This window comes from Blautia coccoides (assembly GCF_034355335.1).
GTDB classification, from domain to species: Bacteria; Bacillota; Clostridia; order Lachnospirales; family Lachnospiraceae; genus Blautia; species Blautia producta.
Genome location: NZ_CP136422.1, coordinates 1,159,834 through 1,182,659, shown reverse-complemented (window position 1 = coordinate 1,182,659; position 22,826 = coordinate 1,159,834). Strand labels below are relative to the sequence as shown.

Below are 22,826 nucleotides of genomic sequence, written 5' to 3'. Positions count from 1 at the left end.
TGCTACGTGCATATTACTTAGAATACAACTCGACGATCAACATCTCATCAACAGGAACGTCGATTTCCTCTCTTGTCGGAAGTGCTTTTACTTCACCTTTCAGATTTTCCTGGTCAACATCTAACCAACCCGGAACAAGACGTCCGCCTGTTGCTTCCAGTACGTCTTTATATCTCTGAGAAGATTTGCATTTTTCTTTGATTTCGATTGTATCTCCGGCTTTTACCAGGTAAGACGGAATATTTACCTGTTTGCCGTTTACCATTACATGTTTATGGTCAACGATCTGTCTTGCTTCTCTTCTGGTTCTTGCGAATCCCATACGGAAGATAACATTGTCCAGACGTGTTTCCAGCATGATCATCAGGTTTTCACCTGTCTGGCCCTGTTTCTGGTCAGCCTTTACGTAGTAGTTACGGAAAGGTTTCTCCAGAACGCCGTAGATGAATTTAGCTTTCTGTTTTTCTCTTAACTGAAGTCCGTACTCAGACATTTTTCTGTTTGCTCTTCTTAACTGTCTGGTGGATTTCTTGTCAATACCCATATATACAGGATCCAGACCCAGGGATCTGCATCTTTTCAGAACTGGTACTCTATTTACTGCCATGATTTCTTAACCTCCTAATTAGACTCTTCTACGTTTTGGTGGACGGCATCCGTTGTGGGGAACCGGTGTTACGTCGCGAATGCTTGTAACTTCCAGACCACAAGCTGAGAGCGCACGGATTGCTGCTTCTCTTCCTGATCCCGGTCCTTTTACAAAAACGTCAACAGTCTTCAGACCATGAACTAACGCTGCTTTTGTAGCAGTCTCTGCAGCCATCTGTGCTGCATATGGAGTAGATTTCCTTGAACCTTTAAATCCCAGACCACCGGCACTTGCCCATGATAAAGCATTTCCTTCAGCATCTGTCAATGTTACGATCGTATTGTTGAAAGATGACTGGATATGTGCCTGTCCGCGTTCAACGTTTTTCTTAATACGCTTTTTTGTCACTTTTTTTGTAACTTTAGCCATTTTTAAACTAACCTACTTTCTCACTTAATCAAATATTATCATGTTTCTTATATCAACCACAGAAAGCACACATTGTGTACTTTCCATTGTTATAAATTATTTCTTCTTGTTAGCAACAGTTCTCTTCGGGCCTTTTCTGGTTCTTGCATTTGTCTTAGTCTTCTGTCCACGAACCGGAAGTCCTTTTCTGTGACGGATTCCTCTGTAGCATCCGATTTCCTGTAATCTCTTGATGTTCAGAGCGATTTCTCTTCTCAGATCACCTTCTACAGCGATATTCAGTTCATCGATTGCATCACGGATTTTTCCTACTTCTTCGTCAGTTAAATCCCTGCAGCGAGTGTCAGGGTTTACACCTGCCTCTACTAAGATACGGTCAGCGCTTGTTCTACCAATTCCGTAGATATAAGTCAGACCAATTTCAACACGTTTTTCTCTTGGTAAGTCTACACCAGCTATACGAGCCATGTACTTGTTCCTCCATTGTTCTTAATAAATATTGTTCCTAATTGGGATACATAAAAATGACGGGTCTCTATGCATCCAGCCGCAAAATAAAATTTTACGCAGCCTTTCCGTCACGGCAGAGCGACGGTATTAAGCAATATTCTGCAATCGCCCTCTCGGCAGGACGACAAACGTGATATATTACTATATTTGATCAGTATGAACAACGCAACCTTGCGTTTCATACTGCAGCCGCACTAAAATATTACACAAATCTCATCAACTATCAAACACTCACTCAAATATCATGCCCAACAAACAGGCAGTCCAAAAGAGTCCCATGCTTAACCCTGACGCTGTTTGTGTTTCGGGTTTTCACAGATAATTCTGATACTGCCTTTTCTCTTGATAACTTTGCATTTTTCGCAAATCGGTTTTACAGATGATCTTACCTTCACGGATAACCCTCCTTTCTGGATTTCTCTGCACATGGGCATAAAAAGTCCACGTACGAGCACAAAAGTACGTTTTTAATGATAACACTCTTTTTACAAGAACGCAAGCACTTTTTTTAATTTTAACCCCATTTTCTCACCCTATTCACACCTAAAAGATTTTCTCCCAAAAAATCTCCCCCAAAACCCTTTCCTTCTATACCTATTCCCCCTAACCACACATCCCCCTTACTCCAGAATATCAGCATCCCTCTACACTATCGCATCTGAAAATATCAACAGCCATCCCATACTTTCTCCTCCGAAAATCGCGACACCCATCTCATTCTTTCTCTTCCAAAAATTGCGCCAGCCATCTCATTCTTTCTTCTCCGAAAATTACAGCAGCCATCTCATTCTTTCTTCTCCGATAATTACAACAGCCATCTCATTCTTTCTTCTCCCATAATTACAGCAGCCATCTCATTCTTTCTTCTCCCATAATTACAACAGCCATCTCATTCTTTCTTCTCCCATAATTACAGCAGCCATCTCATTCTTTCTTCTCCCATAATTACAGCAGCCATCTCATTCTTTCTTCTCCCATAATTACAGCAGCCATCTCATTCTTTCTTCTCCCATAATTACAGTATCCATTTTATATTTTCTCGACCATAAATTACAGCAAGCATCTCATTCTTTCTCTTCCAATAATTACAGCAGCCATCTCTTTTTTTCTCTTCCAAAAATCCCAGCAGTCATCTCAAACCATCGCATCTGAGAACACCAGGGGAGGCCGTAGGAGGCAGGGGCGGGAGAGGGAATGGGATGAGCGGCGTTTCACGGAGCGTCTGGGAGATCCACCTGCCTCAGTCACTTAATGAAGAAGCCACTGCTGATGAATTTAGTGAATGGGAGCAGGTTAGCTCCCTGACAAGCGCAGTGCGCCGCTCATCCCATTCCCTCTCCCGCCCCTGTCTCCTACGGTCTCCCCGTCCGCCTTCATCCCCCCGTCCGCCTTCATCCTCCCGCATCTGCACTCATCCATCCCCTATAAAAAAAAGCGGAGACACCCCCTCCCTAAAGAAGCCCGCATCTCCACTCCATTTCCCAATTCAGGAACTATTTTCTACTTGTCTCTCCAGATAATCCTGCCCTTACTCAAATCATACGGTGACATCTCGATCGTAACCTTATCACCCGGAAGAATCCTGATAAAATTCATCCTCAGTTTCCCGCTGATATGCGCCAGAATTACATGCTTATTCTCCAGTTCCACCTTAAACATAGCGTTTGGCAACTTTTCAAGCACTGTTCCTTCTACTTCAATAACGTCTGCCTTTGACATAAATCAAACCTCCTGTTTGCTTCTATATTCTTTTATCACTCTTTTGATAGTTTCATTTTTCAGTTCTCCACCCTCACTGAGTATTCCCTCAATGACCGGGGAGATTCTGCGGTTAATCTGGACATGCCTCAATTTCTTCTTCTTGGGATGCTCACAAGTCCTAAGCGTTCCGTCAGCCAGATAGACATATCCGTCCACCGCTCTGACGATGATATAATATCTGCCGGTATCATGGCCAGCCATGGAAAGGGCTGCCATTCCTGCTCTCACCTCGCTCATAGGGTCACCTACTCACTCAAGGTCAGTATTTCCGGCTCGCCGTCTGTGATGAGAATGGTATTTTCATAATGCGCTGACAGGGATCCGTCCTCTGTCACCACTGTCCAGTCATCATCCAGCCAAACCACATCGGCTCTGCCTTCATTAATCATCGGTTCAATCGCAAGAGTCATACCTGCCTGAAGTCTCAGTCCTCTGCGCTTTTGACGGAAATTCGGTATCTGCGGGTCCTCATGCAGGCTTGTGCCGATTCCATGTCCGACCAAATCCCTGACTACACCGTATCCGAACTTCTCAGCATATGCGCCGATGGCTGCGGAGATTTCATATAAATGCTGTCCTGCCCTGGCATACTTGATTCCTTCAAAGAAACTCTGTCTGGTCACATCAATGAGCTTCTGCGCCTCGGGTGCGATTTCACCCACCGCATGCGTACGCGCCGCGTCTGAGTGGTATCCTTTGTAGATCAATCCGGCGTCCAGACTCACAATATCCCCATCCTGGAGTATGTGATCCTTACGCGGAATCCCGTGTACTACCTCATCATTGACAGAGACACAGATGGATGCCGGATATCCGTTATAGTTGAGGAAATTCGGGATACAGCCCATCTGACGGATGAGTTTCTCTCCATACTGGTCAATGTCGAGGGTGGAAATACCCGGTCGGATAAAATCCTTCAGCTCGTCGTGTACCTTTTCCAGAAGCTTTCCAGCCTCTCTCATAAGTTCAATTTCATTGGCAGTTTTTATCGATACTGACATTTTTTACGCTCCTAATATTTTGACGATTGCCTGGAACACATCTTCCATATCAACGGTTCCGTCAACCTGTTTTAATACACCGGACTTGGTATAGTAGTCGATCAGGGGCTGTGTCTGGTCATGATATACTGTGAGACGTTTTAAAACAGTCTCCGGCTTATCATCATCTCTCAGGATCAATTTTTCACCGCAGATATCACATACATCCTCTTTTTTGGGAGGATTGTATTTGATGTGGTAAGTAGCGCCGCATCCTACGCACGCTCTTCTGCCTGACATACGGTTCACAATGTTCTCATCCGGAACATCCACGTCAATGGCATAATCCACTTTCTGACCCATTTTAGCCAGCGCTGCGTCCAGACTCTCAGCCTGGGGAATTGTTCTGGGGAAACCATCCAGCACGTAACCATTTTCACAGTCATCCTGTGCCACTCTGTCCACTACCAGGTCCACTACCAGTTCATCAGGAACCAGCAGTCCCTGATCCATAAATGTTTTTGCCTTTTTACCCAGTTCTGTTCCGTTCTTGATGTTTGCACGGAAGATATCCCCTGTGGAGATATGCGGAACCTGATACTTATCGGCAATCTTCTTGGCCTGTGTTCCTTTTCCTGCGCCCGGTGCGCCTAACATAATAATCTTCATACTTCTCTTCCCCTTTCGTATTTCAATCCGCATTCCGCCTTAAAATATAATCGCGGAATGATATGCCCACGGATTGCTGCCCAGCCCCCATTAAGGCTATGTCCTTATATAGCATTTTAGTGCACCCACAAAAGTGGGTACACTTAAATCATATATGCTTATTCACTTAAAAATCCCTTATAGTTACGAACCAGCATACGGGACTCAACCTGCTTGATCGTCTCCAGGACAACGCCCACCACAATGATGATGGATGTACCGCCGAAGGAAACATTTGCACCGAATACGCCATTAAAGAAGAATGGAATAACGGCAACAATTACCAGGCCTGTGGCACCGATGAAGATAATGTAACTTAAAATTTTCTCCAGATATTCCTGTGTCGGTTTACCCGGACGGATACCGGGAATGAAACCGCCCTGTTTTTTCATGTTATCCGCAACTTCCATCGGATTGAAGGTGATGGATGTATAGAAATAAGCAAAGAAAATGACAAGCACGATATAAACAACCAGACCAATAGAATAAACAGGTTCATTGGGGTTGAACCAGTTACTTGAAGTCAGACCTTTTAAAATCTTGCTTCCGATTCCTGTACCGCCGCCCTTGCCCAGGAAGCTCGCGATAACTACCGGGAAAGACATAAGGGAGGATGCAAAGATAATGGGGATAACGCCGGCCGTGTTTACCTTCAAAGGAATCGCACTGGACTGTCCGCCCATCATTTTTCTTCCTACCATTTTCTTGGAATACTGGACCGGAATCTTCCGTTCTCCACCGTTCAGGATAAGTACCAGTACCACTACCACTATAATGATAGCCATAATAATGATAGCTGCCAGGCCGCCTCTGGCGATTGTTTTCCCTTTTACGAACTTCTCGAACAGGGATGCAAGATCGCTGGGGATTCTGGATACAATGTTGATCATCAGGACAATAGAAATACCATTGCCCACACCTTTTTCCGTGATCTGCTCACCAATCCACATCAGCATTGCAGAACCGCCGGTCAATGTTACCACAGCAACTACAATACTGGTGAAATTCATCTCTGTCAGCCAGCCGCGGTTACCAAAGCCGATAACCATAGCTACAGACTGGAAGAGAGCCAGACCTACAGTCAGATAACGAGTGATGGCAGTCATTTTCTTTCTGCCCTCTTCGCCGTCACGCTGCATTTCTTCCAATTTTGGAATCGCAATTGTCAGAAGCTGAATGATGATAGATGATGTGATATACGGTGTAATACTCAACGCAAAGATAGACATCTGTTCAAATGAACCGCCTGTAAATGCATTGAAGAAATTGAACGCATCGTTAGACTGGCTTGCAAACAGGTTCTTAAAGAAGTCTCTGTCTACGCCCGGAATTGGCAGTTGAGAGCCAATCCGGACAATAACCAGCATTAACAATACATAATAAATTCGACGTCTTACATCTTTTATTTTAAAAGCGTTCCTAAGAGTCTCAAGCATTAAATCACCTCGACTGTTCCACCTGCAGCTTCGATTTTAGTTTTAGCGGTTTCGCTTACAGCATTAACCTTTAAGTTGATCTTCTTTGTGATTTCACCGTTTCCGAGAATTTTAACGCCGTCTCCAAGACGGGAAATAGCTCCGGATGCCAGTAAAGCTGCCGGTGTTACCTCTGCTCCATCCTCGAATCTGTTTAACTCGCTGACATTGATCGCTACGATGTCTTTGGAGTTTCTGCATTTGAAGCCTCTCTTAGGAAGTCTTCTGTATAAAGGCATCTGACCGCCTTCAAATCCCGGTCTCTTAGCTCCGGAACGGGCTTTCTGTCCTTTATGGCCTTTACCTGCGGTCTTGCCGTTTCCTGAACCGTGGCCACGGCCTCTTCTGAAGTTGTCGCTCTGTCTGGAGCCTTCAGCTGGTTTTAAATTTGATAAATCCATGACTGCACCTCCTTCTTCAATGATTAGATTTCTTCTACTTTCACTAAGTGTCTTACCTGGCGAACCATACCGCGAACGGCTGCATTGTCAGGCATTTCCACTGTCTTGTTCAGTTTTCTCAAACCTAAAGCTTCTACTGTTTTTCTGTTTTTCGGAACAGCTCCGATTGTAGATTTCACCAGAGTGATTCTTAATTTATCTGCCATTTTTTAATCCTCCTACGCAAAAATCTCGTCAACAGATTTTCCACGAAGTTTTGCTACTTCTTCCGGAGTCTTTAACTGACTTAAACCTGCGATGGTAGCCAGAACTACGTTCTGTTTGTTACGGGAACCCATACATTTTGTACGGATGTTTTTGATACCTGCAAGCTCGATCACCGCACGGGCCGGGCCGCCGGCAATTACACCGGTACCTTCCGGAGCTTTCTTCATCAGCATCTCTGCGCTTCCGAATTTTCCGATGAAGTCATGTGTAATACTTCCGTTATCGTCTCTTGCTACTGTTACAAGTTTCTTCATAGCATCCTCTTTTCCCTTGCGGATAGCTTCGGGAATTTCGGCTGCCTTTCCTAATCCAGCGCCTACGTGACCATTGCCGTCACCTACAACAACTAAAGCTGTGAAACGGAAGTTACGACCACCTTTAACAACCTTTGTTACACGCTTGATTGACACTACTTTTTCTTCTAATTCTAACTGACTAGCATCAATGATAGAACGTTTCATGTGTTCATTTCCTCCCTTATTAGAATTCTAACCCAGCTTCACGTGCTGCGTCTGCCAATGCCTGAACTTTTCCGTGATATATAAAGCCGCCTCTATCAAAGACAACCTCTTTGATGCCTGCTTCGATAGCTTTCTTACCGATGACAGTACCTAAATATGCTGCAGCATCAACGTTATTGGTTTTTTCTAATTCAGCTTTTACCTCTTTCTGAGTGGTAGAAGCAGAAACCAGAGTTTTTCCAACTGTATCGTCAATAATTTGAGCATACATATGATTATTGCTGCGGAAAACTGCTAAACGTGGAGTTGTAGCGGTGCCGCTCAGATGATTACGTAATCTTCTATGTTTTTTTGCGCGAACTTTCGCTCTTGATACTTTACTAACCATTTTTACACTCTCCTTAATTATTTCTTACCAGTTTTACCAACTTTACGTCTGATAACTTCATCAGCATACTTAATACCTTTACCTTTGTATGGCTCCGGTCTTCTCTTATCTCTGATTTCAGCAGCGTACTGGCCAACTTTTTCTTTATCGATTCCTTTTACGACGATCTTATTACCGTCTACAGAAGATTCCAGTCCTTCTGGATCTTCCATCTCTACCGGATGTGAATATCCTAAGGAGAGAACCAGTTTTTTACCCTGTTTTGCAGCTTTATAACCCACACCGTTTACTTCCAGAGTTTTTTCATATCCCTGGCTTACACCGATCACCATGTTCTGGATCAGTGTTCTTGTTAAACCGTGTAAAGATTTCATTTTCTTTAAATCGTTTGGTCTTGTAACAACTACCTGACCATCCTCTAATTTGATTGACATCTCTGTCGGTAACGCTTTTTCAAGTGTTCCTTTTGCGCCTTTTACGGTCACAAAATTGTTCTCAGCAATTTTAACTTCTACGCCTGCCGGAACAGCTACTGGCTGTCTTCCAATACGTGACATACCTGTTGTCCTCCTTACTTAAATTTTCGGAAAGGCCTATTATGGTTCCTTTCTGTTTTCAGTATCTCTATCTATGAAAATTGCATATGTCCGGCCAAAGCCGGGAGGCAATTACCATACGAATGCTAATACCTCGCCGCCAACGTGCAGCTTTCTTGCTTCTTTATCTGTGATAACACCCTGATTTGTGGACAGGATAGCAATACCCAGTCCGCCCAGAACTCTGGGGATTTCCTGGCTGCCTGCGTATACACGTAAGCCCGGTTTGGAGATTCTTTTCAGACCTGTGATGATTTTTTCACTCTTGTCTGCACCGTATTTTAAGGTGATACGGATTGTTTTAAATGCGCCGTCTTCAAGAACGTCGTATTTTGCGATATAACCTTCTTTAACAAGGATATCGGCAATAGCAAGTTTCATTTTAGATGCCGGAACATCAACTGTATCATGTTTTGCAGTATTTGCATTACGGATTCTTGTAAGCATATCTGCAATTGGATCGCTCATTGTCATTAGAGTTTCCTCCTTCTATTCTTTATCCCATATCCGCAGCAGCGGATGAACTGATTAAATTGTTTCAGGCAATGGATTCCAGCACACCACTCTCACTAACCTCGTCTGTCGCCATTGGCTCGGACTCGCTAAGTGTTCGGGTGGGCTTTCTCACTAACCCCGTCTGTCGCCTTCGGCTCGGACTCGCTAAGTGTTCAATGCCTACCAGGATGCTTTCTTAACTCCCGGGATCTGGCCTTTATATGCTAATTCACGGAAGCAGATTCTGCAGATTCCGTATTTTCTCAAGTAAGCATGTGGACGGCCACAAATTCTGCAACGATTATATTCTCTTGAAGAGAATTTCTGTTTGCGCTGCTGTTTTAATTTCATTGCTGTTTTAGCCATGAATTTTCCCTCCTATAATTACTTTGCAAATGGCATGTTAAATAATGTCAATAATTCACGGGCTTCTTCGTCTGTCTTAGCAGTTGTAACGAAAATGATGTCCATACCTCTTACTTTATCGACTTTATCGTATTCCACTTCAGGGAAAATTAACTGCTCTTTGATACCGAGTGCATAGTTGCCTCTTCCATCGAATGCGTTAGGATTAACGCCGCGGAAGTCACGTACTCGAGGCAGTGCTAAGTTGATAAGGCGATCAGCAAATTCATACATTTTTTCGCCTCTCAGGGTTACTTTACAACCGATCGGCATGCCTTCACGGAGTTTGAAGTTAGCAATGGAGTTTTTCGCTTTTGTTGTTACAGCTTTCTGACCTGTGATCAGTTCCATGTCAGCTACAGCTGCGTCTAACAGTTTTGCGTTTTCCTTTGCTTCGCCTACACCCATGTTTACAACGATTTTGTCGAGTTTCGGCACTTCCATGATATTTTTATAACCAAACTTTTTGACCATACCATCTACGATCTCATTTTTGTATACTTCTCTCAGTCTGCTCACTTTAAAATGGCCTCCTCTCTAATTAATCGATTACTTTGCCTGTAGCTTTGGCGAAACGCACTTTCTTGTCGCCTTCCATCTTGAAGCCGACTCTGGTAGCTTTGCCTTCGTGTACTAACATAACGTTAGACACATCCAGCCAAGCTTCCTTCTCTACAATACCGCCCTGCTGATTAGCCATGGAAGGTTTTGTGTGCTTTGTTACCATGTTTGCGCCTTCAACCAGAACAGCACCTTTTTTCGGATTAACAGAGATTACTTTTCCTTCTTTGTCTTTATCTTTACCGGCGATCACTTTAACTGTATCACCTTTTTTAATCTTAAATGTTGACATCAGGTTACCTCCTATAATACTTCGGGAGCTAAGGAAACAATTTTCATAAACTGTTTCTCACGAAGCTCTCTGGCTACTGGTCCAAAAATACGGGTTCCTCTCGGAGTCTTGTCATCCTTGATGATGACTGCAGCGTTCTCATCGAATTTGATGTAGGAACCGTCTTTACGACGAGCGCCTTTTCTTGTACGAACAACAACGGCTTTCACAACATCACCTTTTTTAACAACACCACCTGGTGTTGCATCTTTAACAGTAGCAACGATTATATCACCGATGTTAGCATATCTTCTCGTAGAACCACCCATAACACGGATGCAGAGGATTTCTTTTGCACCGGTATTGTCAGCGACTCTAAGTCTACTTTCCTGTTGAATCATGCTTGGATTCCTCCTTACGAATTATTTGGCTCTTTCCACTACTTCCACAAGTCTCCATCTCTTATCTTTAGAGATTGGTCTTGTTTCCATAACTTTTACAGTGTCACCGATATTGCATGTGTTTTCTTCATCATGCGCTTTTAATTTATATGTTCTCTTTACGATTTTTTTGTAAAGAGGATGTTTAACGTGGTCTTCGATAGCTACAACGATAGTTTTGTCCATCTTGTTACTTGTAACTTTTCCAACACGTGTTTTTCTAAGATTTCTTTCCACGGTTATGCCTCCCTTATTACTCTGCTGCATTTGCCTTGTTCTGGGCAATCAGTGTCTGAATTCTGGCAATATTTTTACGAACCTCTTTGATTCTGCTTGTATTGTCCAATTGATTGGTTGCATTCTGAAATCTCAAATTGAAGAGTTCCTTTTTAGCAGCTACTAATTCTTCCTGTAATTCTGCAGCTGATTTTGTTTTTAAATCTTCTACATAATTTTTAATTTTCACTGTTATCACCGCCTTCTAAGTCTGCACGAGAAACGATTTTACATTTACATGGTAACTTGTGCATAGCAAGACGCAGCGCTTCGCGTGCTGTCTCTTCTGGCACACCTGCGATTTCAAACATTACTCTGCCTGGCTTTACAACTGCTACCCAGTATTCTAAGGCACCTTTACCGGAACCCATACGTGTTTCTGCTGGTTTTGCTGTTACTGGTTTATCCGGGAAAATCTTGATCCAAACTTTACCACCACGTTTGATATAACGGGTCATAGCAACACGGGCTGCCTCGATCTGGTTGGATTTGATCCAGCACGGCTCAGTTGAAACTAAACCGTACTCACCATAGTTGATCTTATTTCCTCTTAATGCTTTTCCTTTCATGGATCCGCGGAATTGTTTACGACGTTTAACTCTTTTAGGCATTAACATAATTATTTATCGCTCCCTTCCTTAGTTCCTTTAGTTGGAAGTACTTCGCCATTGTAGATCCATGCCTTTACGCCAACTTTGCCGTAGGTGGTATCTGCTTCAGCGAAACCGTAATCGATATCTGCTCTTAATGTCTGCAGCGGGATATTTCCCTCACTGTAGAACTCTGTACGTGCCATATCTGCACCGCCAAGACGTCCTGATACAGCAGTCTTGATTCCTTTTGCTCCGGCTCTCATGGTTCTCTGCATTGTAGATTTCATGGCACGACGGAAGGAAATACGGTTCTCTAACTGTAACGCGATGTTTTCAGCTACTAACTGAGCATCTTTGTCCGGTCTTTTTACTTCTTTAATATCAACGATCAGTTTTTTGCTTGTGTAGTTCTGTAATTCAGCTTTCACTTTTTCGATCTCTGAACCGCCTTTACCGATAACAACGCCCGGTTTTGCAGTATAGATGATCACTTTCACTCTGTCAGATGCTCTCTCGATCTCAATCTTAGAAACACCTGCACTGTATAATTTCTTTTTCAGGAATGTCCTGATATTATAATCTTCTACTAAGTTATCAGCGAAGTCGCTCTCAGCGTACCATTTGGAATCCCAATCTTTGATAACGCCGACTCTCAGTCCATGTGGGTTAACTTTCTGTCCCATGATTGTCCTCCTTATCTCTCATCCAACACAACGGTAACATGGCAGTTTCTCTTCTCGATCCTGTAAGCTCTGCCCTGTGCTCTCGGTTTGATTCTCTTCATAGTCGGAGCTTTGTTTGCGTAGCACTCAGCGATATAAAGGTTTTCCGGGTTCATACCATTGTTGTTTTCAGCATTTGCGATTGCTGATTCCAGTAATTTTTTGATCACGCTTGACGCGTATCTTGGGTTGTATGTCAGGATACCAAGGGCAGTCTGAACGTCTTTTCCACGAATTACATCCAGTACATAGCATGCTTTCTGTACGGACATTCTAGCGTAGGATATCTTCGCAGACGGTCTTGTATCTTTATTAGCATTTCTTGCTCTTTTAATCTGACTTCTATGTCCTTTAGCCATGATAAAAGCCTCCTTCTAAAATATTAACGAACACCTGATTTTTTCTCGTCTTTGCCATGTCCTCTGTAGGTTCTGGTAGCAACGAACTCACCGAGTTTGTGTCCAACCATATCCTCTGTTACATATACCGGCACATGTTTTCTTCCGTCATGGACAGCGAATGTGTGTCCTACGAAGGACGGGAAGATTGTTGAACGACGTGACCAGGTTTTGATAACTGTTTTATTTCCAGCCGCATTCAGAGCGTCTACTTTTTTCAGTAAGCTTTCATCTGCGAACGGTCCTTTTTTTAATGAACGAGCCATTTAGCCTTACCTCCTTATTTCGCTAATGTTTTACCATCTCTTCTTCTTACGATATACTTGTTAGACTGTTTGTTTTTCTTTCTTGTCTTCAAGCCAAGAGCCGGTTTACCCCATGGTGTACACGGACCCGGACGGCCGATACCGGTCTTACCTTCACCACCACCGTGTGGATGGTCATTCGGGTTCATAACAGAACCACGAACTGTAGGTCTGATACCCATGTGACGTTTACGTCCTGCTTTACCAATATTAATAAGGCTGTGCTCGCCGTTACCTACTACGCCGATAGAAGCGCGGCAGTTGATCGGAACCATTCTCATTTCACCTGACGGCAGACGAAGGGTTGCGTATTTGCCTTCTTTTGCCATTAACTGTGCACCGTTTCCAGCGGAACGAACTAACTGGCCGCCTTTGCCCGGATACAGTTCAATGTTGTGTATCATAGTACCAACCGGGATCTCTGACAGAGGCAGGCAGTTGCCTACACGAACCTCAGCATTGGCGCCGTTCTGGATCTTCATACCAACCTTTAATCCTTCCGGAGCAAGGATGTATGCTTTTTCACCATCTGCATATGCGATCAGCGCAATGTTTGCAGTTCTGTTCGGATCATACTCGATTGTCTTTACTGTTGCCGGAACATCATCTTTTCTTCTCTTGAAGTCGATGATTCTGTATTTTCTTCTGCTTCCGCCGCCGCGGTGCCTAACTGTAATTTTACCTTGATTATTACGTCCAGCGTTTTTATTTAAGGACACTACCAGAGACTTCTCAGGTGTCGCTGTTGTGATTTCAGAGAAATCAGAACCTGTCATGTGTCTTCTGGAAGGTGTATATGGACTATAGGATTTAATTCCCATTTCTGTCTCTCCTTTCATTCTCCACGCCGCAGGCGTTGTGTTCACAACGCATCCTGGCGTTTTCATGCCGGCAGTCAAATATCGGATTAATTTTTCTTGACTGCGCTTAGTTACTATTGGTTAAGGGCTGATTAAAGTCCCTCGAAGATTTCGATATCTTTGCTGTCCTCTGTTAAAGTAACAACAGCTTTTTTTGTCTTTGCTGTTTTGCCGAAGGTCATTCCGCGTCTTTTTGTCTTGCCATCTAAGTTCATGGTGTTGACAGTTTTCACTTTTGCTCCGTCGAACATTTTTTCAACAGCTTCTTTGATCATGGTCTTGTTTGCTTCCGGATGAACTAAGAAAGTATATTTCTTCTCGCCCATAGCAGCCATGCTCTTCTCGGTGATAACCGGTTTCAGGATTACATCATAATACTGTACGTTTGCCATTATGCGTATACCTCCTCAATTGAAGCTACAGCAGATTTTGTCAGGATTACCGTATTATATTTCAGAACATCATATACATTAATGGTGTTCGGTAATGCTGTGATCACATCCGGGATGTTTCTTGCGGATAATACTACGTTCTGATCATTGTCAGCCAGTACCACCATTGCCTTGGAAACATTCAGGTTGCTTAAAACTGCCTGCATTGCCTTGGTTTTTACTTCATCTAATTTCAGGTCATCAAGAACGATGAGCTTGTTCTCCTGTACTCTGCTTGTCAAAGCGGACTTAAGAGCAAGTCTTCTTTCTTTTTTGTTCATTTTGATCTCATAATCTCTCGGAACCGGAGCGAATACAACACCGCCGCCTGTCCACTGCGGAGATCTTGTTGAACCCTGTCTTGCATGACCGGTTCCTTTCTGTCTCCACGGTTTTCTTCCGCCGCCGCTTACTTCAGAACGGGTTTTTGCCTTCTGAGTTCCCTGACGTTTATTTGCAAGCTGACGAACAACAGCTAAATGCACTAAATGGTCGTTGATCTCAACACCAAAAACTGCATCGTTTAATTCCATTGTTCCAACTTCTTTGCCTTCCATATTATAAACAGATACGTTTGCCATCTGTGTGGTCCTCCTTTCCCAGAAAAACTTTATTTCACGGTTTTAACAGATTCTTTGATTGTAACTAAGGATTTCTTCGGTCCCGGAACGCTTCCTTTTACTAAAAGAAGATTGTTGTCAGTATCAACCTTAACAATTTCCAGGTTCTGAACTGTTACTTTTACATGTCCCATCTGGCCTGGCATCTTTTTGCCTTTGAATACCTTGCTCGGATCAGATGCTGCACCGTTGGAACCTGCATGACGATGGAATTTAGAACCGTGAGCCATAGGTCCTCTGGACTGTCCGTGTCTCTTGATCGCGCCCTGGAATCCTTTACCTTTGCTGATCGCAGTAGCATCAATCTTATCGCCTGCTTCAAAAACATCGCATTTGATTTCCTGTCCCATTGCCATTTCTTCGGCATTGTCTAATTTGAATTCTCTTACAAATCTCTTGCAGGAAACACCAGCTTTGTCAAAGTGTCCTTTCAGTGGTTTGTTGACAAGGTTTTCTCTCTTGTCTGCGAAACCAACCTGTACTGCACTGTAGCCGTCGTTATCCTGTGTCTTAACCTGTGTTACTACACAAGGACCAGCCTGCAGCACTGTTACGGGAGTTAAAACTCCGTCTTCATTGAAGATTTGAGTCATTCCGACTTTGGTAGCTAAAATCGCTTTCTTCATTTTTTCTTTACCTCCTGTGAATCTACAGCGGATTACACTGCGTTGTGCAATCATCCTAGACAGACAGTCAATATAGACTATATATCAACCTTGTAAGGATAATTTCATCTCTTACCGGCAAGCTTGCTGCGCATGCCTTATTTCTGTTTCATTTTGATATCAATGTATACACCGGCCGGCATCTCTAAACGAGACAGGGCATCAACTGTTTTCTGAGTTGGTGTGATGATATCAATGAGTCTCTTATGAGTTCTCTGCTCGAACTGTTCCCTGGAGTCTTTGTATTTGTGTACCGCACGCAGGATAGTTACTACTTCCTTCTTAGTGGGAAGCGGCACCGGTCCGCTAACAGTTGCTCCATTCTTCTTTACAGTCTCGATGATCTTGCTTGCAGATGCATCTACTAACTGATGATCATAAGCTTTTAATGTGATTCTCATTACCTGACTTGCCATAAAAAAAGTCTCCTCCTTTTCGCACTTATAAGTAGTACGACAAGCGGCGACTGTACACATTCCCGTGTGTGTCATCTAACGTTTCACACACTCCCACATTCCCGTGGTAAGTCTTCAAGATTTTGTACAGTGACTTGTCGTCAGTTTCCTAACTTGACATTCGCTCCACGGAAAACCTGCCATCTCGGCAGCAACCTCACGCTTCACAGCTATCAATGTCACAGCACTAGTTAGTATACAGGATGTTTTTCCAGAATGCAAGGTATTTTTTTCTTTTTTTGAAAAAAGTTTGCATTTTTTCCCGTACACGGTTTTTTTCTCCTAAAAATAACAGAATCAGCGGCACATTTCCTCTTTTGGGGAGAATGCGCCGCTATACTGCTGTCTGTCTTTACCGATACCTGTTACTTTTCAGCATTACTTCTCAGCCACCCCTGACGCTCTGGCGGCCTCTGCCACTGCTGCGGCGACTGCTTTGGCCACTCTGCTGTCAAAAGGATTCGGTATAATATGATCAGGCGTTAAATCCTTCTCCTCTATTAGCCCTGCAATAGCATATGCAGCCGCGATCTTCATCCTGTCATTGATATCTGATGCCCGCACATCCAGAGCTCCTCTGAATATGCCCGGGAATGCCAGAACATTATTGATCTGATTGGGAAAATCACTTCTTCCGGTTCCCACAACAGCCGCCCCCGCTTTTTTCGCAAGGTCGGGCATGATTTCCGGTACAGGATTGGCCATCGGAAAGAGAATGGGGTCTTTTGCCATGCTTTTCACCATCTCCTCTGTCACGGTTCCCGGTGCTGATACGCCGATAAAAACATCGGCACCTTTCAGCATATCCGCAAGACTTCCCTTCCGCTTCTGCCGGTTAGAGATTTTCGCCATCTCTTCCTTCTCCGCGTTCAGTCCGTCCCTGCCCTCATAGATGGCTCCGTTTCTGTCACACATTACCACGTCCCTGAGTCCCAGACTCACAAGCAGTTTGATAATGGCAATGCCTGCTGCGCCTGCGCCGGATGTGACAACACGGACATCCGCCAGTTTTTTGCCTGTCAGCTTCAGGGCATTGAGCATGGCTGCCGCCGTGACCACAGCGGTACCATGCTGATCATCATGGAAAACAGGTATGTCACAGCGCTCTTTCAGCTTCCGCTCAATTTCAAAACACCGTGGCGCGGAAATGTCCTCCAGATTGATCCCTCCGAAGCTCCCCGCCAGCAGAGCCACAGTATTAACGATCTCATCCACATCCTTGCTCCGTATGCAAAGGGGAAACGCATCCACATCCCCAAACTCTTTGAACAGAACGCATTTTCCTTCCATAACAGGCATCCCTGCCTCCGGTCCGATATCTCCCAGTCCAAGGACTGCTGTCCCGTCTGTAATCACAGCCACCATATTGCTACGCCTCGTATATATATAGGAAAGTTCTCTGTCCTCTGCAATCTTAAGGCAAGGCTCTGCCACCCCGGGAGTATAGGCAATAGATAAATCCTCCGGGGTCTCCAGTTTTGCCCTGCTCACCACTTCGATCTTTCCGTGCCATTTCTCATGCTGTCGCAGTGCCTGTTCTTTCTTATCCATATCTCTGCCCCCCTTCTATCCGATCACCTGCTCTGTAAATTCTCTCAGAATGCCTACAGATTTATCCATATCCGTCTTTTCTTTCTCATTCATGGGAATGCGCAGCGTCTGCTCGATTCCCTCCCATCCGATCCTGCACGGAAGAGATACGGCAACCCCTGACCACTTATCAAAGCTCTCATCTAAGACATGAGCTACCGGAAGTATGGCATCATCATCTTTCATAATGGTCTCCACAATATTGGAAACCGCCATGGCAATCCCGTAGAAGGTAGCACCCTTCAGCTTGATCACCTCCGCACCGCCGTCCTTTGTTCTGCGGGCTATCTCCTCCTCATCCAGTGTGATGCCAACCTGCTGTGCATAATCATAAAGGGGAAATCCCCCAATGTTGGCAGAACTAAAAATAGGAACCTGACTGTCGCCATGCTCACCCAGAATATAGGCATTGATATCCTCTACATTAACATGCAGCTTCTCACTTAAAATATGGCGGAACCGGGCTGTATCCAGGGATGTTCCGCTGCCGATGACACGTCCGGAGGGAAGCCCGGACTCTTTATACACTGCCGCGGTAGTCACATCCGCGGGGTTGGACACCACGAGGATCAGTGGATTCTCTGCATACTTCATGATATTCTGTGTAATGCTCTTTACAATAGAAACATTTGTCTTTGCAAGGTCCAGTCGTGTCTGGCCCGGTTTCCTGGCAATTCCCGCTGTGATAATGATGATCTTCGCATCAGCGCACTCCTCATATCCGCCCTTTCTGACCCAAACCTGTTTAAAAAAACTAGTACCGTGGGCAATATCAAGGGCTGCCCCCTCAGCCCGGTCCTCGTTTAAATCTACCAGCACAATATCATTGGCCTGCACACGTACCATTAACGTATAAGCTATAGCTTCACCTACATTACCTGCACCTATCACTACAATTTTGTCTCTATGGGATTCTTTCATTTTATTCGTTCTCCTGTCTGAAATGTTATTTTCTGTATGTGTCTTTATAATCTCCTAAAATTTCAGACAGACAGCGGAGGCCCCCGCCTCTTCCAGAGGTCATATTTCCTCTCACGATCATCCGCAGCTTCCCTGCAGACACTTTCCCTCTTAAAGTACAGCCAAAAAGCCGCACACGCGGCAGCCGCAGGAATCCCCCAGGATAATATAGGGGATTTTCTCTTTTCCTGCCTGTGAAGGCTGTCCTGGGAACGTTCTTTTGTTATGCAGTCATTTTTATAATGAAAAACCTGATGTCCAACAGAAGCCTCAGTCTTCTCCTCCAGTACATCCCATTGTGGTTTTGGCTCTGTATATGTCCCTAGAATCCCGGAAAGGACTACGGCCAGAATCAGGAGGAGTTTCAGGATGGTTCCTGTTTTCTGTTTTATACTTTTCACTTATGTGTTTTCTCCACTGTGATTTTTTAAAAATACAGTTTCATCATAATACAGACGTTTGATTTTTTCAACACTTTATTCGGACAGAGAGGGGAAAAGATTTTGTGAAAGGCGGACGGAAGAGGACGGAGGCGGGCCGGGGGAGGGGAAGGTCTGTGGACGAAGCGTTCCGCTGCCACGGAGCTAACCTGCTCCCAGTTACTAAATTCATCGGCAATGGCCTCTTCATTAAGTAACTGGGGCAGGTGGATCTCCGCGGCGCTCCACTAAAACATCGTCCACAGACCTTCCCCTCCCCCGGCCCGCCTCCGTCCTCTTCCTGTTCTCCACTAACCCACAAGATTTTGAATGTAAAAAAGACCATCTGCTATGGCTGGAGTAATTAATCATCAAGTAAGAAAGAAAATCTTTATCAACATATAAATATATAAAATGGAGATACCTTATTTTTCTATAGCTATAAGATGAAATACTATTATTCTACATATGAAACGGGATGACTTTATTCTTTTCTACATACAAAATAAAATGACCTTTCTTCTTTCCACGTACAAAATAGAATCACCTCATTTTTTTCCACATTCAAAATAACATAACCTCATTCCTTTCCACATTTAAAACTGCATAACCTCATTCCTTTCCACACTCAAAATAGAATAACCTTATTTTTTTCTGCATATAAAAAAGTGAGCCATTGTTTTTTACCTCCCGGAGAGAAAACCAGGGATGGAGGGGGAGGCTGCGGTTCTCTTTTGGCAGACATTGCGATAGTGAGCCTGAAAATCCAGCCCTTACGGAGACTTAGGCGCGAAGTCTTTACTGAGCGTCTTAGTCGAAGTTAGGGCTTAGTTGAAGGGGAACGAAGCTGGCTGCCAAAAGAGAACCGCAGCCTCCCCCTCCATCCCGTCCGCCTTCCATCTCGCCCCTCCCGCACAAAAAAAAGGACAACGCCCAACCGTCATCCTTTTCTTACTTCTTACAACAATTTAGAATAATCCAGAAGTGTCACCTCATTATCCTTATCCTCGATCACTTCCGGTGACTCCCCTGCTGCTTCTGCCTTAGAAAGCAGTTCAGTCACAGACGGGGCAGGGAGTACGGCTTCCTTGTCCACTACGGGCACCTCCTCAGGTTCAGGTTCAATCTCCTCTTCCTGCTGTACCTCTTCTTCGGCAGCCATTTCTTCCTGGGGCTGCACAGCTTCTTCATCCGCTGTCTCCTGGATAGCAGTGTCATCAGATATTATCTCCGCTGCAGGTTCTTCGGAATCCGCATTTTCCTCCAGGCCGAGGATAATCTCTGCTGTCACCTGAGGTACTGCAGTTTCCTGTACCTCCTCAGGCGCCTCTATCTCTCCATTCTGTACCTTTGCAATGCTCTCTGCAATAGATGCCATGGCATCTTTCATAGCGCTGTCATATTCATCAGGCTGCTTTGCCGGCGCGGGGGCAGGTTCCAAAACGGGAGCTTCTGCCTCATCATCCTCTGCCTCTTCTTCATCCGAAAGACCCTTTTTGGCAAGTTTCCTGCGGCGCTTTTCCTCTTTCTTGAGGCGCTTACGCTCTTTGCGGCTCAACTTTTCTTCTTCCTCGTCTTCGTCCTCATCTTCTTCGCTGTCATCCTCGTCCGAAGCATCCTCTTCCTCTTCGTCCTCTTCTTCGTCATCGTCTGCCTCATCCTTACGCCATAACTCAGCCAGGATAAACAGGATGATCAGAAAGATCACGCCAAGTCCGACTACGATCAGACCTTCTTTGCTCTGCAGGGCAATCGCCGCATATGCAATGTAGGGAACTACCACAACGACCTTCACTGCATTATTGATCAACTGGACTGTTTCCTCTTTCGCATTCTTGTCGTACACACTTTTCACCTTGTACGAACCAGCGGAGGAATCCATATCAGTAACTTTATAGACATATGCCTTATTGTTATTGGTATAAATAATCTTATCGCCTTTTTTAAGACTTGCGGCATCTATCTCTCTTCCGTAAGCAACAGAACCCACCGGAAGATTTGTCTCTTTACTGCTGTTGTCGTTCATGACTGTGTTGACCCCTGCAAAGGGAGGAACAAGCAGGGCGGCTGCCACAAGTATTGCGCAGATCACAACCAGATTCACAATAAATTTCAAAAACTTAGACATGTGTGTATTCCTCATTTCGTAATCTCGTGCTTATTTTTGCTGAAGTCCATGCATATTTTATATTAACATTTTCCGGCTGAGATGTACATAGGAAATCGCAAAAATTTTAATCCGCACGCTCTGTCCCTATGGTTCTCAGCAGTTTCTGAGGAATGCAAGATATCCCTGATAGGCCTCATAGATGTCCACTTTGCTGGCAATTTCCCAGGGTGAATGCATATTCAGCACAGGTACGCCGCAGTCAATGACCTCCATATTATAGTTAGCCAGTATGTAAGCAATGGTTCCGCCGCCGCCCGCGTCCACCTTGCCCAGCTCTGCTGTCTGGAAGGATACTTTGTTCTCATCCATGACACGGCGAAGCTGTGCAATGTACTCAGGGTTGGCATCATTGGAACCGCTCTTTCCTCTGGAACCAGTGTATTTGTTGAAGGTGATCCCATGGCCCAGATAGGCGGAATTCTTTTTCTCCATCACCTCTGGATAATTAGGGTCAAAAGCCGCACTCACATCTGAGGAGAGCATCTTGGAATTTTTCAAAGCCCTGCGCACCAGCAGTTCACTGTACTGTCCGCAGGCATTCATAACCTCTGCCACTGTATTCTCGAAGAAGCGTGACTGCATACCTGTGGCACCCACACTGCCAATCTCCTCTTTGTCCACCAGAAGGCACACGGATGTATACTTCACCTTATCCACAGCAGCTATGGCCTGGAAGGAGGGATATGCACATCCCCTGTCATCATGGCCGTATGCCATAAGCATACTGCGGTCCAGTCCGAAATCTCTTGCGGCTCCCGCTGGAACCACTTCCAGTTCAGCGGAGATAAAGTCTTCCTCCTCTACCTGATACTTCTCCTTTAATATAGAAAGGATCTGTGCCTTTACCGCCTCCGTCTCTGTTCCTTCCAGGGGAATACTGCCCACCAGCACGTTCAGGTTCTCACCCTCCACGACTTCTTTTGCGTTCTTCTCCATCTGTTTTCCTGAGAGATGGATCAGCAGGTCTGAGATTCCCACAACCGGGTCGTCTGCGTCCTCACCGATCACGATGGGGAGCACTGTGCCGTTCTTTTTCACCACCACGCCATGCAGGGCCATGGGCAGTGTCACCCACTGATATTTCTTCACACCTCCGTAATAGTGTGTGTCAAGCAGCGCCTGTTCCGCCTCCTCATAGAGCGGGTTCTGTTTCAGGTCAAGTCTGGGGGAATCCACATGTGCTCCCAAAATGCGCATCCCCTTCTCCATGGGTTCTTCCCCTATTAGAAAAAGTGCCAGCGCTTTTCCCATATTGTCAACATATACCTTATCACCGGCTTTGAGTTCTGTTCCCGCATTCACAACAGCATCCAAGTTTTTGAATCCGGCCTTCTCAGCTCTCTTCACCATCTCCGCAACACATTCACGCTCTGTCTTGCATCCGGATATAAACTTCCTGTAATCCTCGCAGAAAGCAAAAATTTCACTTTTGTCTTCGTATTTCTTCCAAGCGTTTTCAGTCAATTGATTAACCACCTTTCCTGTCGGGCTTCTGCCTTTCTCTTATTCAAGATTACTACACAGGGAATGGAAATGCAAGATTGAACTGCGCTTTTTAAAGGGCTGTAAACAATAACAGACCGGAACCCCGGAAAGATGCACGCTGCTGCGCCATCTGCCCGGAT

General features: G+C 44.7%; 35 protein-coding genes. All 35 read right to left on the bottom strand.

The annotated features are described in order from the left end of the window. Positions 1 to 13: 13 nt before the first annotated feature. The 35 genes from rpsD to BLCOC_RS04955 all read right to left on the bottom strand — a co-directional run bounded on the left by rpsD (position 14) and on the right by BLCOC_RS04955 (position 22,665). On the bottom strand, positions 14 to 607 hold the full coding sequence (rpsD, locus tag BLCOC_RS05125; RefSeq protein ID WP_018595062.1) for a 30S ribosomal protein S4: 594 nt from the start codon (positions 605 to 607) through the stop codon (positions 14 to 16). A gap of 18 nt (positions 608 to 625) precedes the next feature. Beyond that, positions 626 to 1,018 (bottom strand): 30S ribosomal protein S11, encoded by a 393-nt coding sequence (gene rpsK, locus BLCOC_RS05120; protein WP_018595061.1) that lies wholly within the window; start codon positions 1,016 to 1,018, stop codon positions 626 to 628. Positions 1,019 to 1,114: 96 nt separating this feature from the next. Then, complete coding sequence (gene rpsM, locus BLCOC_RS05115) at positions 1,115 to 1,486, bottom strand: 30S ribosomal protein S13 (RefSeq protein WP_018595060.1); 372 nt, start codon at positions 1,484 to 1,486, stop codon at positions 1,115 to 1,117. A 323-nt stretch (positions 1,487 to 1,809) separates the two neighbouring features. Then, on the bottom strand, positions 1,810 to 1,923 hold the full coding sequence (gene rpmJ / locus BLCOC_RS05110; protein WP_003022746.1) for a 50S ribosomal protein L36: 114 nt from the start codon (positions 1,921 to 1,923) through the stop codon (positions 1,810 to 1,812). Between the two features lie 1,105 nt (positions 1,924 to 3,028). Then, positions 3,029 to 3,247, bottom strand: a complete 219-nt coding sequence (infA, locus tag BLCOC_RS05105) for a translation initiation factor IF-1 (RefSeq protein WP_003022750.1) — start codon at positions 3,245 to 3,247, stop codon at positions 3,029 to 3,031. Between the two features lie 3 nt (positions 3,248 to 3,250). Continuing rightward, positions 3,251 to 3,526 (bottom strand): KOW domain-containing RNA-binding protein, encoded by a 276-nt coding sequence (locus BLCOC_RS05100; protein WP_018597916.1) that lies wholly within the window; start codon positions 3,524 to 3,526, stop codon positions 3,251 to 3,253. A gap of 8 nt (positions 3,527 to 3,534) precedes the next feature. Then, complete coding sequence (gene map, locus BLCOC_RS05095; RefSeq protein ID WP_115624608.1) at positions 3,535 to 4,290, bottom strand: type I methionyl aminopeptidase; 756 nt, start codon at positions 4,288 to 4,290, stop codon at positions 3,535 to 3,537. 3 nt (positions 4,291 to 4,293) lie between these two features. Beyond that, positions 4,294 to 4,938 carry an adenylate kinase gene (locus tag BLCOC_RS05090; RefSeq protein ID WP_018597914.1) on the bottom strand — a complete coding sequence of 215 codons (645 nt, stop codon included), beginning with the start codon at positions 4,936 to 4,938 and terminating at the stop codon, positions 4,294 to 4,296. A 158-nt stretch (positions 4,939 to 5,096) separates the two neighbouring features. Further along, complete coding sequence (gene secY, locus BLCOC_RS05085) at positions 5,097 to 6,413, bottom strand: preprotein translocase subunit SecY (protein ID WP_018597913.1); 1,317 nt, start codon at positions 6,411 to 6,413, stop codon at positions 5,097 to 5,099. After that, positions 6,413 to 6,853: a 50S ribosomal protein L15 gene (gene rplO / locus BLCOC_RS05080; protein ID WP_018597912.1), complete on the bottom strand. Its 441-nt coding sequence runs from the start codon at positions 6,851 to 6,853 to the stop codon at positions 6,413 to 6,415. Before rplO ends, secY begins: the two co-directional genes overlap by 1 nt. A 23-nt stretch (positions 6,854 to 6,876) precedes the next feature. Then, positions 6,877 to 7,059, bottom strand: coding sequence for a 50S ribosomal protein L30 (gene rpmD, locus BLCOC_RS05075; RefSeq protein ID WP_018597911.1), 183 nt, complete (start codon positions 7,057 to 7,059; stop codon positions 6,877 to 6,879). 12 nt (positions 7,060 to 7,071) lie between these two features. Further along, positions 7,072 to 7,581, bottom strand: coding sequence for a 30S ribosomal protein S5 (rpsE, locus tag BLCOC_RS05070; RefSeq protein WP_018597910.1), 510 nt, complete (start codon positions 7,579 to 7,581; stop codon positions 7,072 to 7,074). 19 nt (positions 7,582 to 7,600) lie between these two features. Further along, complete coding sequence (gene rplR, locus BLCOC_RS05065) at positions 7,601 to 7,969, bottom strand: 50S ribosomal protein L18 (protein WP_018597909.1); 369 nt, start codon at positions 7,967 to 7,969, stop codon at positions 7,601 to 7,603. A 17-nt stretch (positions 7,970 to 7,986) separates the two neighbouring features. Beyond that, positions 7,987 to 8,526 carry a 50S ribosomal protein L6 gene (rplF, locus tag BLCOC_RS05060; protein ID WP_018597908.1) on the bottom strand — a complete coding sequence of 180 codons (540 nt, stop codon included), beginning with the start codon at positions 8,524 to 8,526 and terminating at the stop codon, positions 7,987 to 7,989. Positions 8,527 to 8,637: 111 nt separating this feature from the next. Then, the gene (gene rpsH / locus BLCOC_RS05055; RefSeq protein ID WP_018597907.1) at positions 8,638 to 9,039 is read right to left on the bottom strand and encodes a 30S ribosomal protein S8; all 402 of its coding nucleotides are present in this window, start codon (positions 9,037 to 9,039) and stop codon (positions 8,638 to 8,640) included. A gap of 201 nt (positions 9,040 to 9,240) precedes the next feature. After that, the gene (locus tag BLCOC_RS05050; protein ID WP_018597906.1) at positions 9,241 to 9,426 is read right to left on the bottom strand and encodes a type Z 30S ribosomal protein S14; all 186 of its coding nucleotides are present in this window, start codon (positions 9,424 to 9,426) and stop codon (positions 9,241 to 9,243) included. Positions 9,427 to 9,444: 18 nt separating this feature from the next. Continuing rightward, positions 9,445 to 9,984 carry a 50S ribosomal protein L5 gene (rplE, locus tag BLCOC_RS05045; RefSeq protein ID WP_029470382.1) on the bottom strand — a complete coding sequence of 180 codons (540 nt, stop codon included), beginning with the start codon at positions 9,982 to 9,984 and terminating at the stop codon, positions 9,445 to 9,447. Positions 9,985 to 10,006: 22 nt separating this feature from the next. Then, the gene (gene rplX / locus BLCOC_RS05040; RefSeq protein ID WP_018597904.1) at positions 10,007 to 10,318 is read right to left on the bottom strand and encodes a 50S ribosomal protein L24; all 312 of its coding nucleotides are present in this window, start codon (positions 10,316 to 10,318) and stop codon (positions 10,007 to 10,009) included. Positions 10,319 to 10,329: 11 nt separating this feature from the next. Next, positions 10,330 to 10,698 carry a 50S ribosomal protein L14 gene (gene rplN / locus BLCOC_RS05035; RefSeq protein WP_018597903.1) on the bottom strand — a complete coding sequence of 123 codons (369 nt, stop codon included), beginning with the start codon at positions 10,696 to 10,698 and terminating at the stop codon, positions 10,330 to 10,332. Positions 10,699 to 10,719: 21 nt separating this feature from the next. Beyond that, positions 10,720 to 10,974 carry a 30S ribosomal protein S17 gene (gene rpsQ, locus BLCOC_RS05030; RefSeq protein ID WP_018597902.1) on the bottom strand — a complete coding sequence of 85 codons (255 nt, stop codon included), beginning with the start codon at positions 10,972 to 10,974 and terminating at the stop codon, positions 10,720 to 10,722. Between the two features lie 16 nt (positions 10,975 to 10,990). Further along, on the bottom strand, positions 10,991 to 11,203 hold the full coding sequence (gene rpmC / locus BLCOC_RS05025) for a 50S ribosomal protein L29 (RefSeq protein WP_018597901.1): 213 nt from the start codon (positions 11,201 to 11,203) through the stop codon (positions 10,991 to 10,993). Next, complete coding sequence (gene rplP, locus BLCOC_RS05020; RefSeq protein ID WP_018597900.1) at positions 11,193 to 11,630, bottom strand: 50S ribosomal protein L16; 438 nt, start codon at positions 11,628 to 11,630, stop codon at positions 11,193 to 11,195. The genes rpmC and rplP overlap by 11 nt, the downstream gene beginning before the upstream one ends. Before the next feature lie 2 nt (positions 11,631 to 11,632). Further along, positions 11,633 to 12,289 carry a 30S ribosomal protein S3 gene (gene rpsC, locus BLCOC_RS05015; protein WP_018597899.1) on the bottom strand — a complete coding sequence of 219 codons (657 nt, stop codon included), beginning with the start codon at positions 12,287 to 12,289 and terminating at the stop codon, positions 11,633 to 11,635. An 11-nt stretch (positions 12,290 to 12,300) separates the two neighbouring features. Then, positions 12,301 to 12,687, bottom strand: a complete 387-nt coding sequence (gene rplV, locus BLCOC_RS05010; RefSeq protein WP_018597898.1) for a 50S ribosomal protein L22 — start codon at positions 12,685 to 12,687, stop codon at positions 12,301 to 12,303. Positions 12,688 to 12,710: 23 nt separating this feature from the next. After that, entirely contained in the window at positions 12,711 to 12,992 is a 282-nt protein-coding gene (gene rpsS, locus BLCOC_RS05005) for a 30S ribosomal protein S19 (protein ID WP_018597897.1), read from the bottom strand. Between the two features lie 14 nt (positions 12,993 to 13,006). Next, the gene (gene rplB / locus BLCOC_RS05000) at positions 13,007 to 13,852 is read right to left on the bottom strand and encodes a 50S ribosomal protein L2 (protein WP_018597896.1); all 846 of its coding nucleotides are present in this window, start codon (positions 13,850 to 13,852) and stop codon (positions 13,007 to 13,009) included. A gap of 131 nt (positions 13,853 to 13,983) precedes the next feature. Further along, positions 13,984 to 14,283: a 50S ribosomal protein L23 gene (rplW, locus tag BLCOC_RS04995; protein WP_115624607.1), complete on the bottom strand. Its 300-nt coding sequence runs from the start codon at positions 14,281 to 14,283 to the stop codon at positions 13,984 to 13,986. Then, positions 14,283 to 14,903, bottom strand: a complete 621-nt coding sequence (rplD, locus tag BLCOC_RS04990) for a 50S ribosomal protein L4 (protein ID WP_115624606.1) — start codon at positions 14,901 to 14,903, stop codon at positions 14,283 to 14,285. Before rplD ends, rplW begins: the two co-directional genes overlap by 1 nt. A gap of 29 nt (positions 14,904 to 14,932) precedes the next feature. Then, complete coding sequence (gene rplC / locus BLCOC_RS04985) at positions 14,933 to 15,568, bottom strand: 50S ribosomal protein L3 (RefSeq protein WP_115624605.1); 636 nt, start codon at positions 15,566 to 15,568, stop codon at positions 14,933 to 14,935. A 137-nt stretch (positions 15,569 to 15,705) separates the two neighbouring features. After that, positions 15,706 to 16,023: a 30S ribosomal protein S10 gene (rpsJ, locus tag BLCOC_RS04980; RefSeq protein WP_018597892.1), complete on the bottom strand. Its 318-nt coding sequence runs from the start codon at positions 16,021 to 16,023 to the stop codon at positions 15,706 to 15,708. A gap of 417 nt (positions 16,024 to 16,440) precedes the next feature. Then, positions 16,441 to 17,613 (bottom strand): NAD(P)-dependent malic enzyme, encoded by a 1,173-nt coding sequence (locus BLCOC_RS04975; RefSeq protein WP_115624604.1) that lies wholly within the window; start codon positions 17,611 to 17,613, stop codon positions 16,441 to 16,443. A gap of 15 nt (positions 17,614 to 17,628) precedes the next feature. Further along, a complete protein-coding gene (locus tag BLCOC_RS04970; protein ID WP_018597889.1) occupies positions 17,629 to 18,573 on the bottom strand; it encodes an L-lactate dehydrogenase in 945 nt (314 codons plus the stop codon). A 62-nt stretch (positions 18,574 to 18,635) separates the two neighbouring features. Then, on the bottom strand, positions 18,636 to 19,013 hold the full coding sequence (locus BLCOC_RS04965; protein ID WP_115624603.1) for a hypothetical protein: 378 nt from the start codon (positions 19,011 to 19,013) through the stop codon (positions 18,636 to 18,638). Between the two features lie 976 nt (positions 19,014 to 19,989). Beyond that, positions 19,990 to 21,159 (bottom strand): primosomal protein, encoded by a 1,170-nt coding sequence (locus tag BLCOC_RS04960; RefSeq protein ID WP_018597886.1) that lies wholly within the window; start codon positions 21,157 to 21,159, stop codon positions 19,990 to 19,992. A 135-nt stretch (positions 21,160 to 21,294) separates the two neighbouring features. After that, the gene (locus BLCOC_RS04955) at positions 21,295 to 22,665 is read right to left on the bottom strand and encodes an aminopeptidase (RefSeq protein WP_115624601.1); all 1,371 of its coding nucleotides are present in this window, start codon (positions 22,663 to 22,665) and stop codon (positions 21,295 to 21,297) included. Positions 22,666 to 22,826 lie beyond the last annotated feature (161 nt).

What these genes read in the sequence shown, in the direction of transcription:
- rpsD (WP_018595062.1), bottom strand. Translation starts at nt 607, where the DNA reads ATGGCAGTAAATAGAGTACCAGTTCTGAAAAGATGCAGATCCCTGGGT.
- rpsK (WP_018595061.1), bottom strand. Translation starts at nt 1,018, where the DNA reads ATGGCTAAAGTTACAAAAAAAGTGACAAAAAAGCGTATTAAGAAAAAC.
- rpsM (WP_018595060.1), bottom strand. Translation starts at nt 1,486, where the DNA reads ATGGCTCGTATAGCTGGTGTAGACTTACCAAGAGAAAAACGTGTTGAA.
- infA (WP_003022750.1), bottom strand. Translation starts at nt 3,247, where the DNA reads ATGTCAAAGGCAGACGTTATTGAAGTAGAAGGAACAGTGCTTGAAAAG.
- BLCOC_RS05100 (WP_018597916.1), bottom strand. Translation starts at nt 3,526, where the DNA reads ATGAGCGAGGTGAGAGCAGGAATGGCAGCCCTTTCCATGGCTGGCCAT.
- map (WP_115624608.1), bottom strand. Translation starts at nt 4,290, where the DNA reads ATGTCAGTATCGATAAAAACTGCCAATGAAATTGAACTTATGAGAGAG.
- BLCOC_RS05090 (WP_018597914.1), bottom strand. Translation starts at nt 4,938, where the DNA reads ATGAAGATTATTATGTTAGGCGCACCGGGCGCAGGAAAAGGAACACAG.
- secY (WP_018597913.1), bottom strand. Translation starts at nt 6,413, where the DNA reads ATGCTTGAGACTCTTAGGAACGCTTTTAAAATAAAAGATGTAAGACGT.
- rplO (WP_018597912.1), bottom strand. Translation starts at nt 6,853, where the DNA reads ATGGATTTATCAAATTTAAAACCAGCTGAAGGCTCCAGACAGAGCGAC.
- rpmD (WP_018597911.1), bottom strand. Translation starts at nt 7,059, where the DNA reads ATGGCAGATAAATTAAGAATCACTCTGGTGAAATCTACAATCGGAGCT.
- rpsE (WP_018597910.1), bottom strand. Translation starts at nt 7,581, where the DNA reads ATGAAACGTTCTATCATTGATGCTAGTCAGTTAGAATTAGAAGAAAAA.
- rplR (WP_018597909.1), bottom strand. Translation starts at nt 7,969, where the DNA reads ATGGTTAGTAAAGTATCAAGAGCGAAAGTTCGCGCAAAAAAACATAGA.
- rplF (WP_018597908.1), bottom strand. Translation starts at nt 8,526, where the DNA reads ATGTCACGTATTGGAAGACAGCCAGTAGCTGTTCCGGCAGGCGTAGAA.
- rpsH (WP_018597907.1), bottom strand. Translation starts at nt 9,039, where the DNA reads ATGACAATGAGCGATCCAATTGCAGATATGCTTACAAGAATCCGTAAT.
- BLCOC_RS05050 (WP_018597906.1), bottom strand. Translation starts at nt 9,426, where the DNA reads ATGGCTAAAACAGCAATGAAATTAAAACAGCAGCGCAAACAGAAATTC.
- rplX (WP_018597904.1), bottom strand. Translation starts at nt 10,318, where the DNA reads ATGTCAACATTTAAGATTAAAAAAGGTGATACAGTTAAAGTGATCGCC.
- rplN (WP_018597903.1), bottom strand. Translation starts at nt 10,698, where the DNA reads ATGATTCAACAGGAAAGTAGACTTAGAGTCGCTGACAATACCGGTGCA.
- rplP (WP_018597900.1), bottom strand. Translation starts at nt 11,630, where the DNA reads ATGTTAATGCCTAAAAGAGTTAAACGTCGTAAACAATTCCGCGGATCC.
- rpsC (WP_018597899.1), bottom strand. Translation starts at nt 12,289, where the DNA reads ATGGGACAGAAAGTTAACCCACATGGACTGAGAGTCGGCGTTATCAAA.
- rplV (WP_018597898.1), bottom strand. Translation starts at nt 12,687, where the DNA reads ATGGCTAAAGGACATAGAAGTCAGATTAAAAGAGCAAGAAATGCTAAT.
- rpsS (WP_018597897.1), bottom strand. Translation starts at nt 12,992, where the DNA reads ATGGCTCGTTCATTAAAAAAAGGACCGTTCGCAGATGAAAGCTTACTG.
- rplB (WP_018597896.1), bottom strand. Translation starts at nt 13,852, where the DNA reads ATGGGAATTAAATCCTATAGTCCATATACACCTTCCAGAAGACACATG.
- rplW (WP_115624607.1), bottom strand. Translation starts at nt 14,283, where the DNA reads ATGGCAAACGTACAGTATTATGATGTAATCCTGAAACCGGTTATCACC.
- rplD (WP_115624606.1), bottom strand. Translation starts at nt 14,903, where the DNA reads ATGGCAAACGTATCTGTTTATAATATGGAAGGCAAAGAAGTTGGAACA.
- rplC (WP_115624605.1), bottom strand. Translation starts at nt 15,568, where the DNA reads ATGAAGAAAGCGATTTTAGCTACCAAAGTCGGAATGACTCAAATCTTC.
- rpsJ (WP_018597892.1), bottom strand. Translation starts at nt 16,023, where the DNA reads ATGGCAAGTCAGGTAATGAGAATCACATTAAAAGCTTATGATCATCAG.
- BLCOC_RS04975 (WP_115624604.1), bottom strand. Translation starts at nt 17,613, where the DNA reads ATGGATAAGAAAGAACAGGCACTGCGACAGCATGAGAAATGGCACGGA.
- BLCOC_RS04970 (WP_018597889.1), bottom strand. Translation starts at nt 18,573, where the DNA reads ATGAAAGAATCCCATAGAGACAAAATTGTAGTGATAGGTGCAGGTAAT.
- BLCOC_RS04960 (WP_018597886.1), bottom strand. Translation starts at nt 21,159, where the DNA reads ATGTCTAAGTTTTTGAAATTTATTGTGAATCTGGTTGTGATCTGCGCA.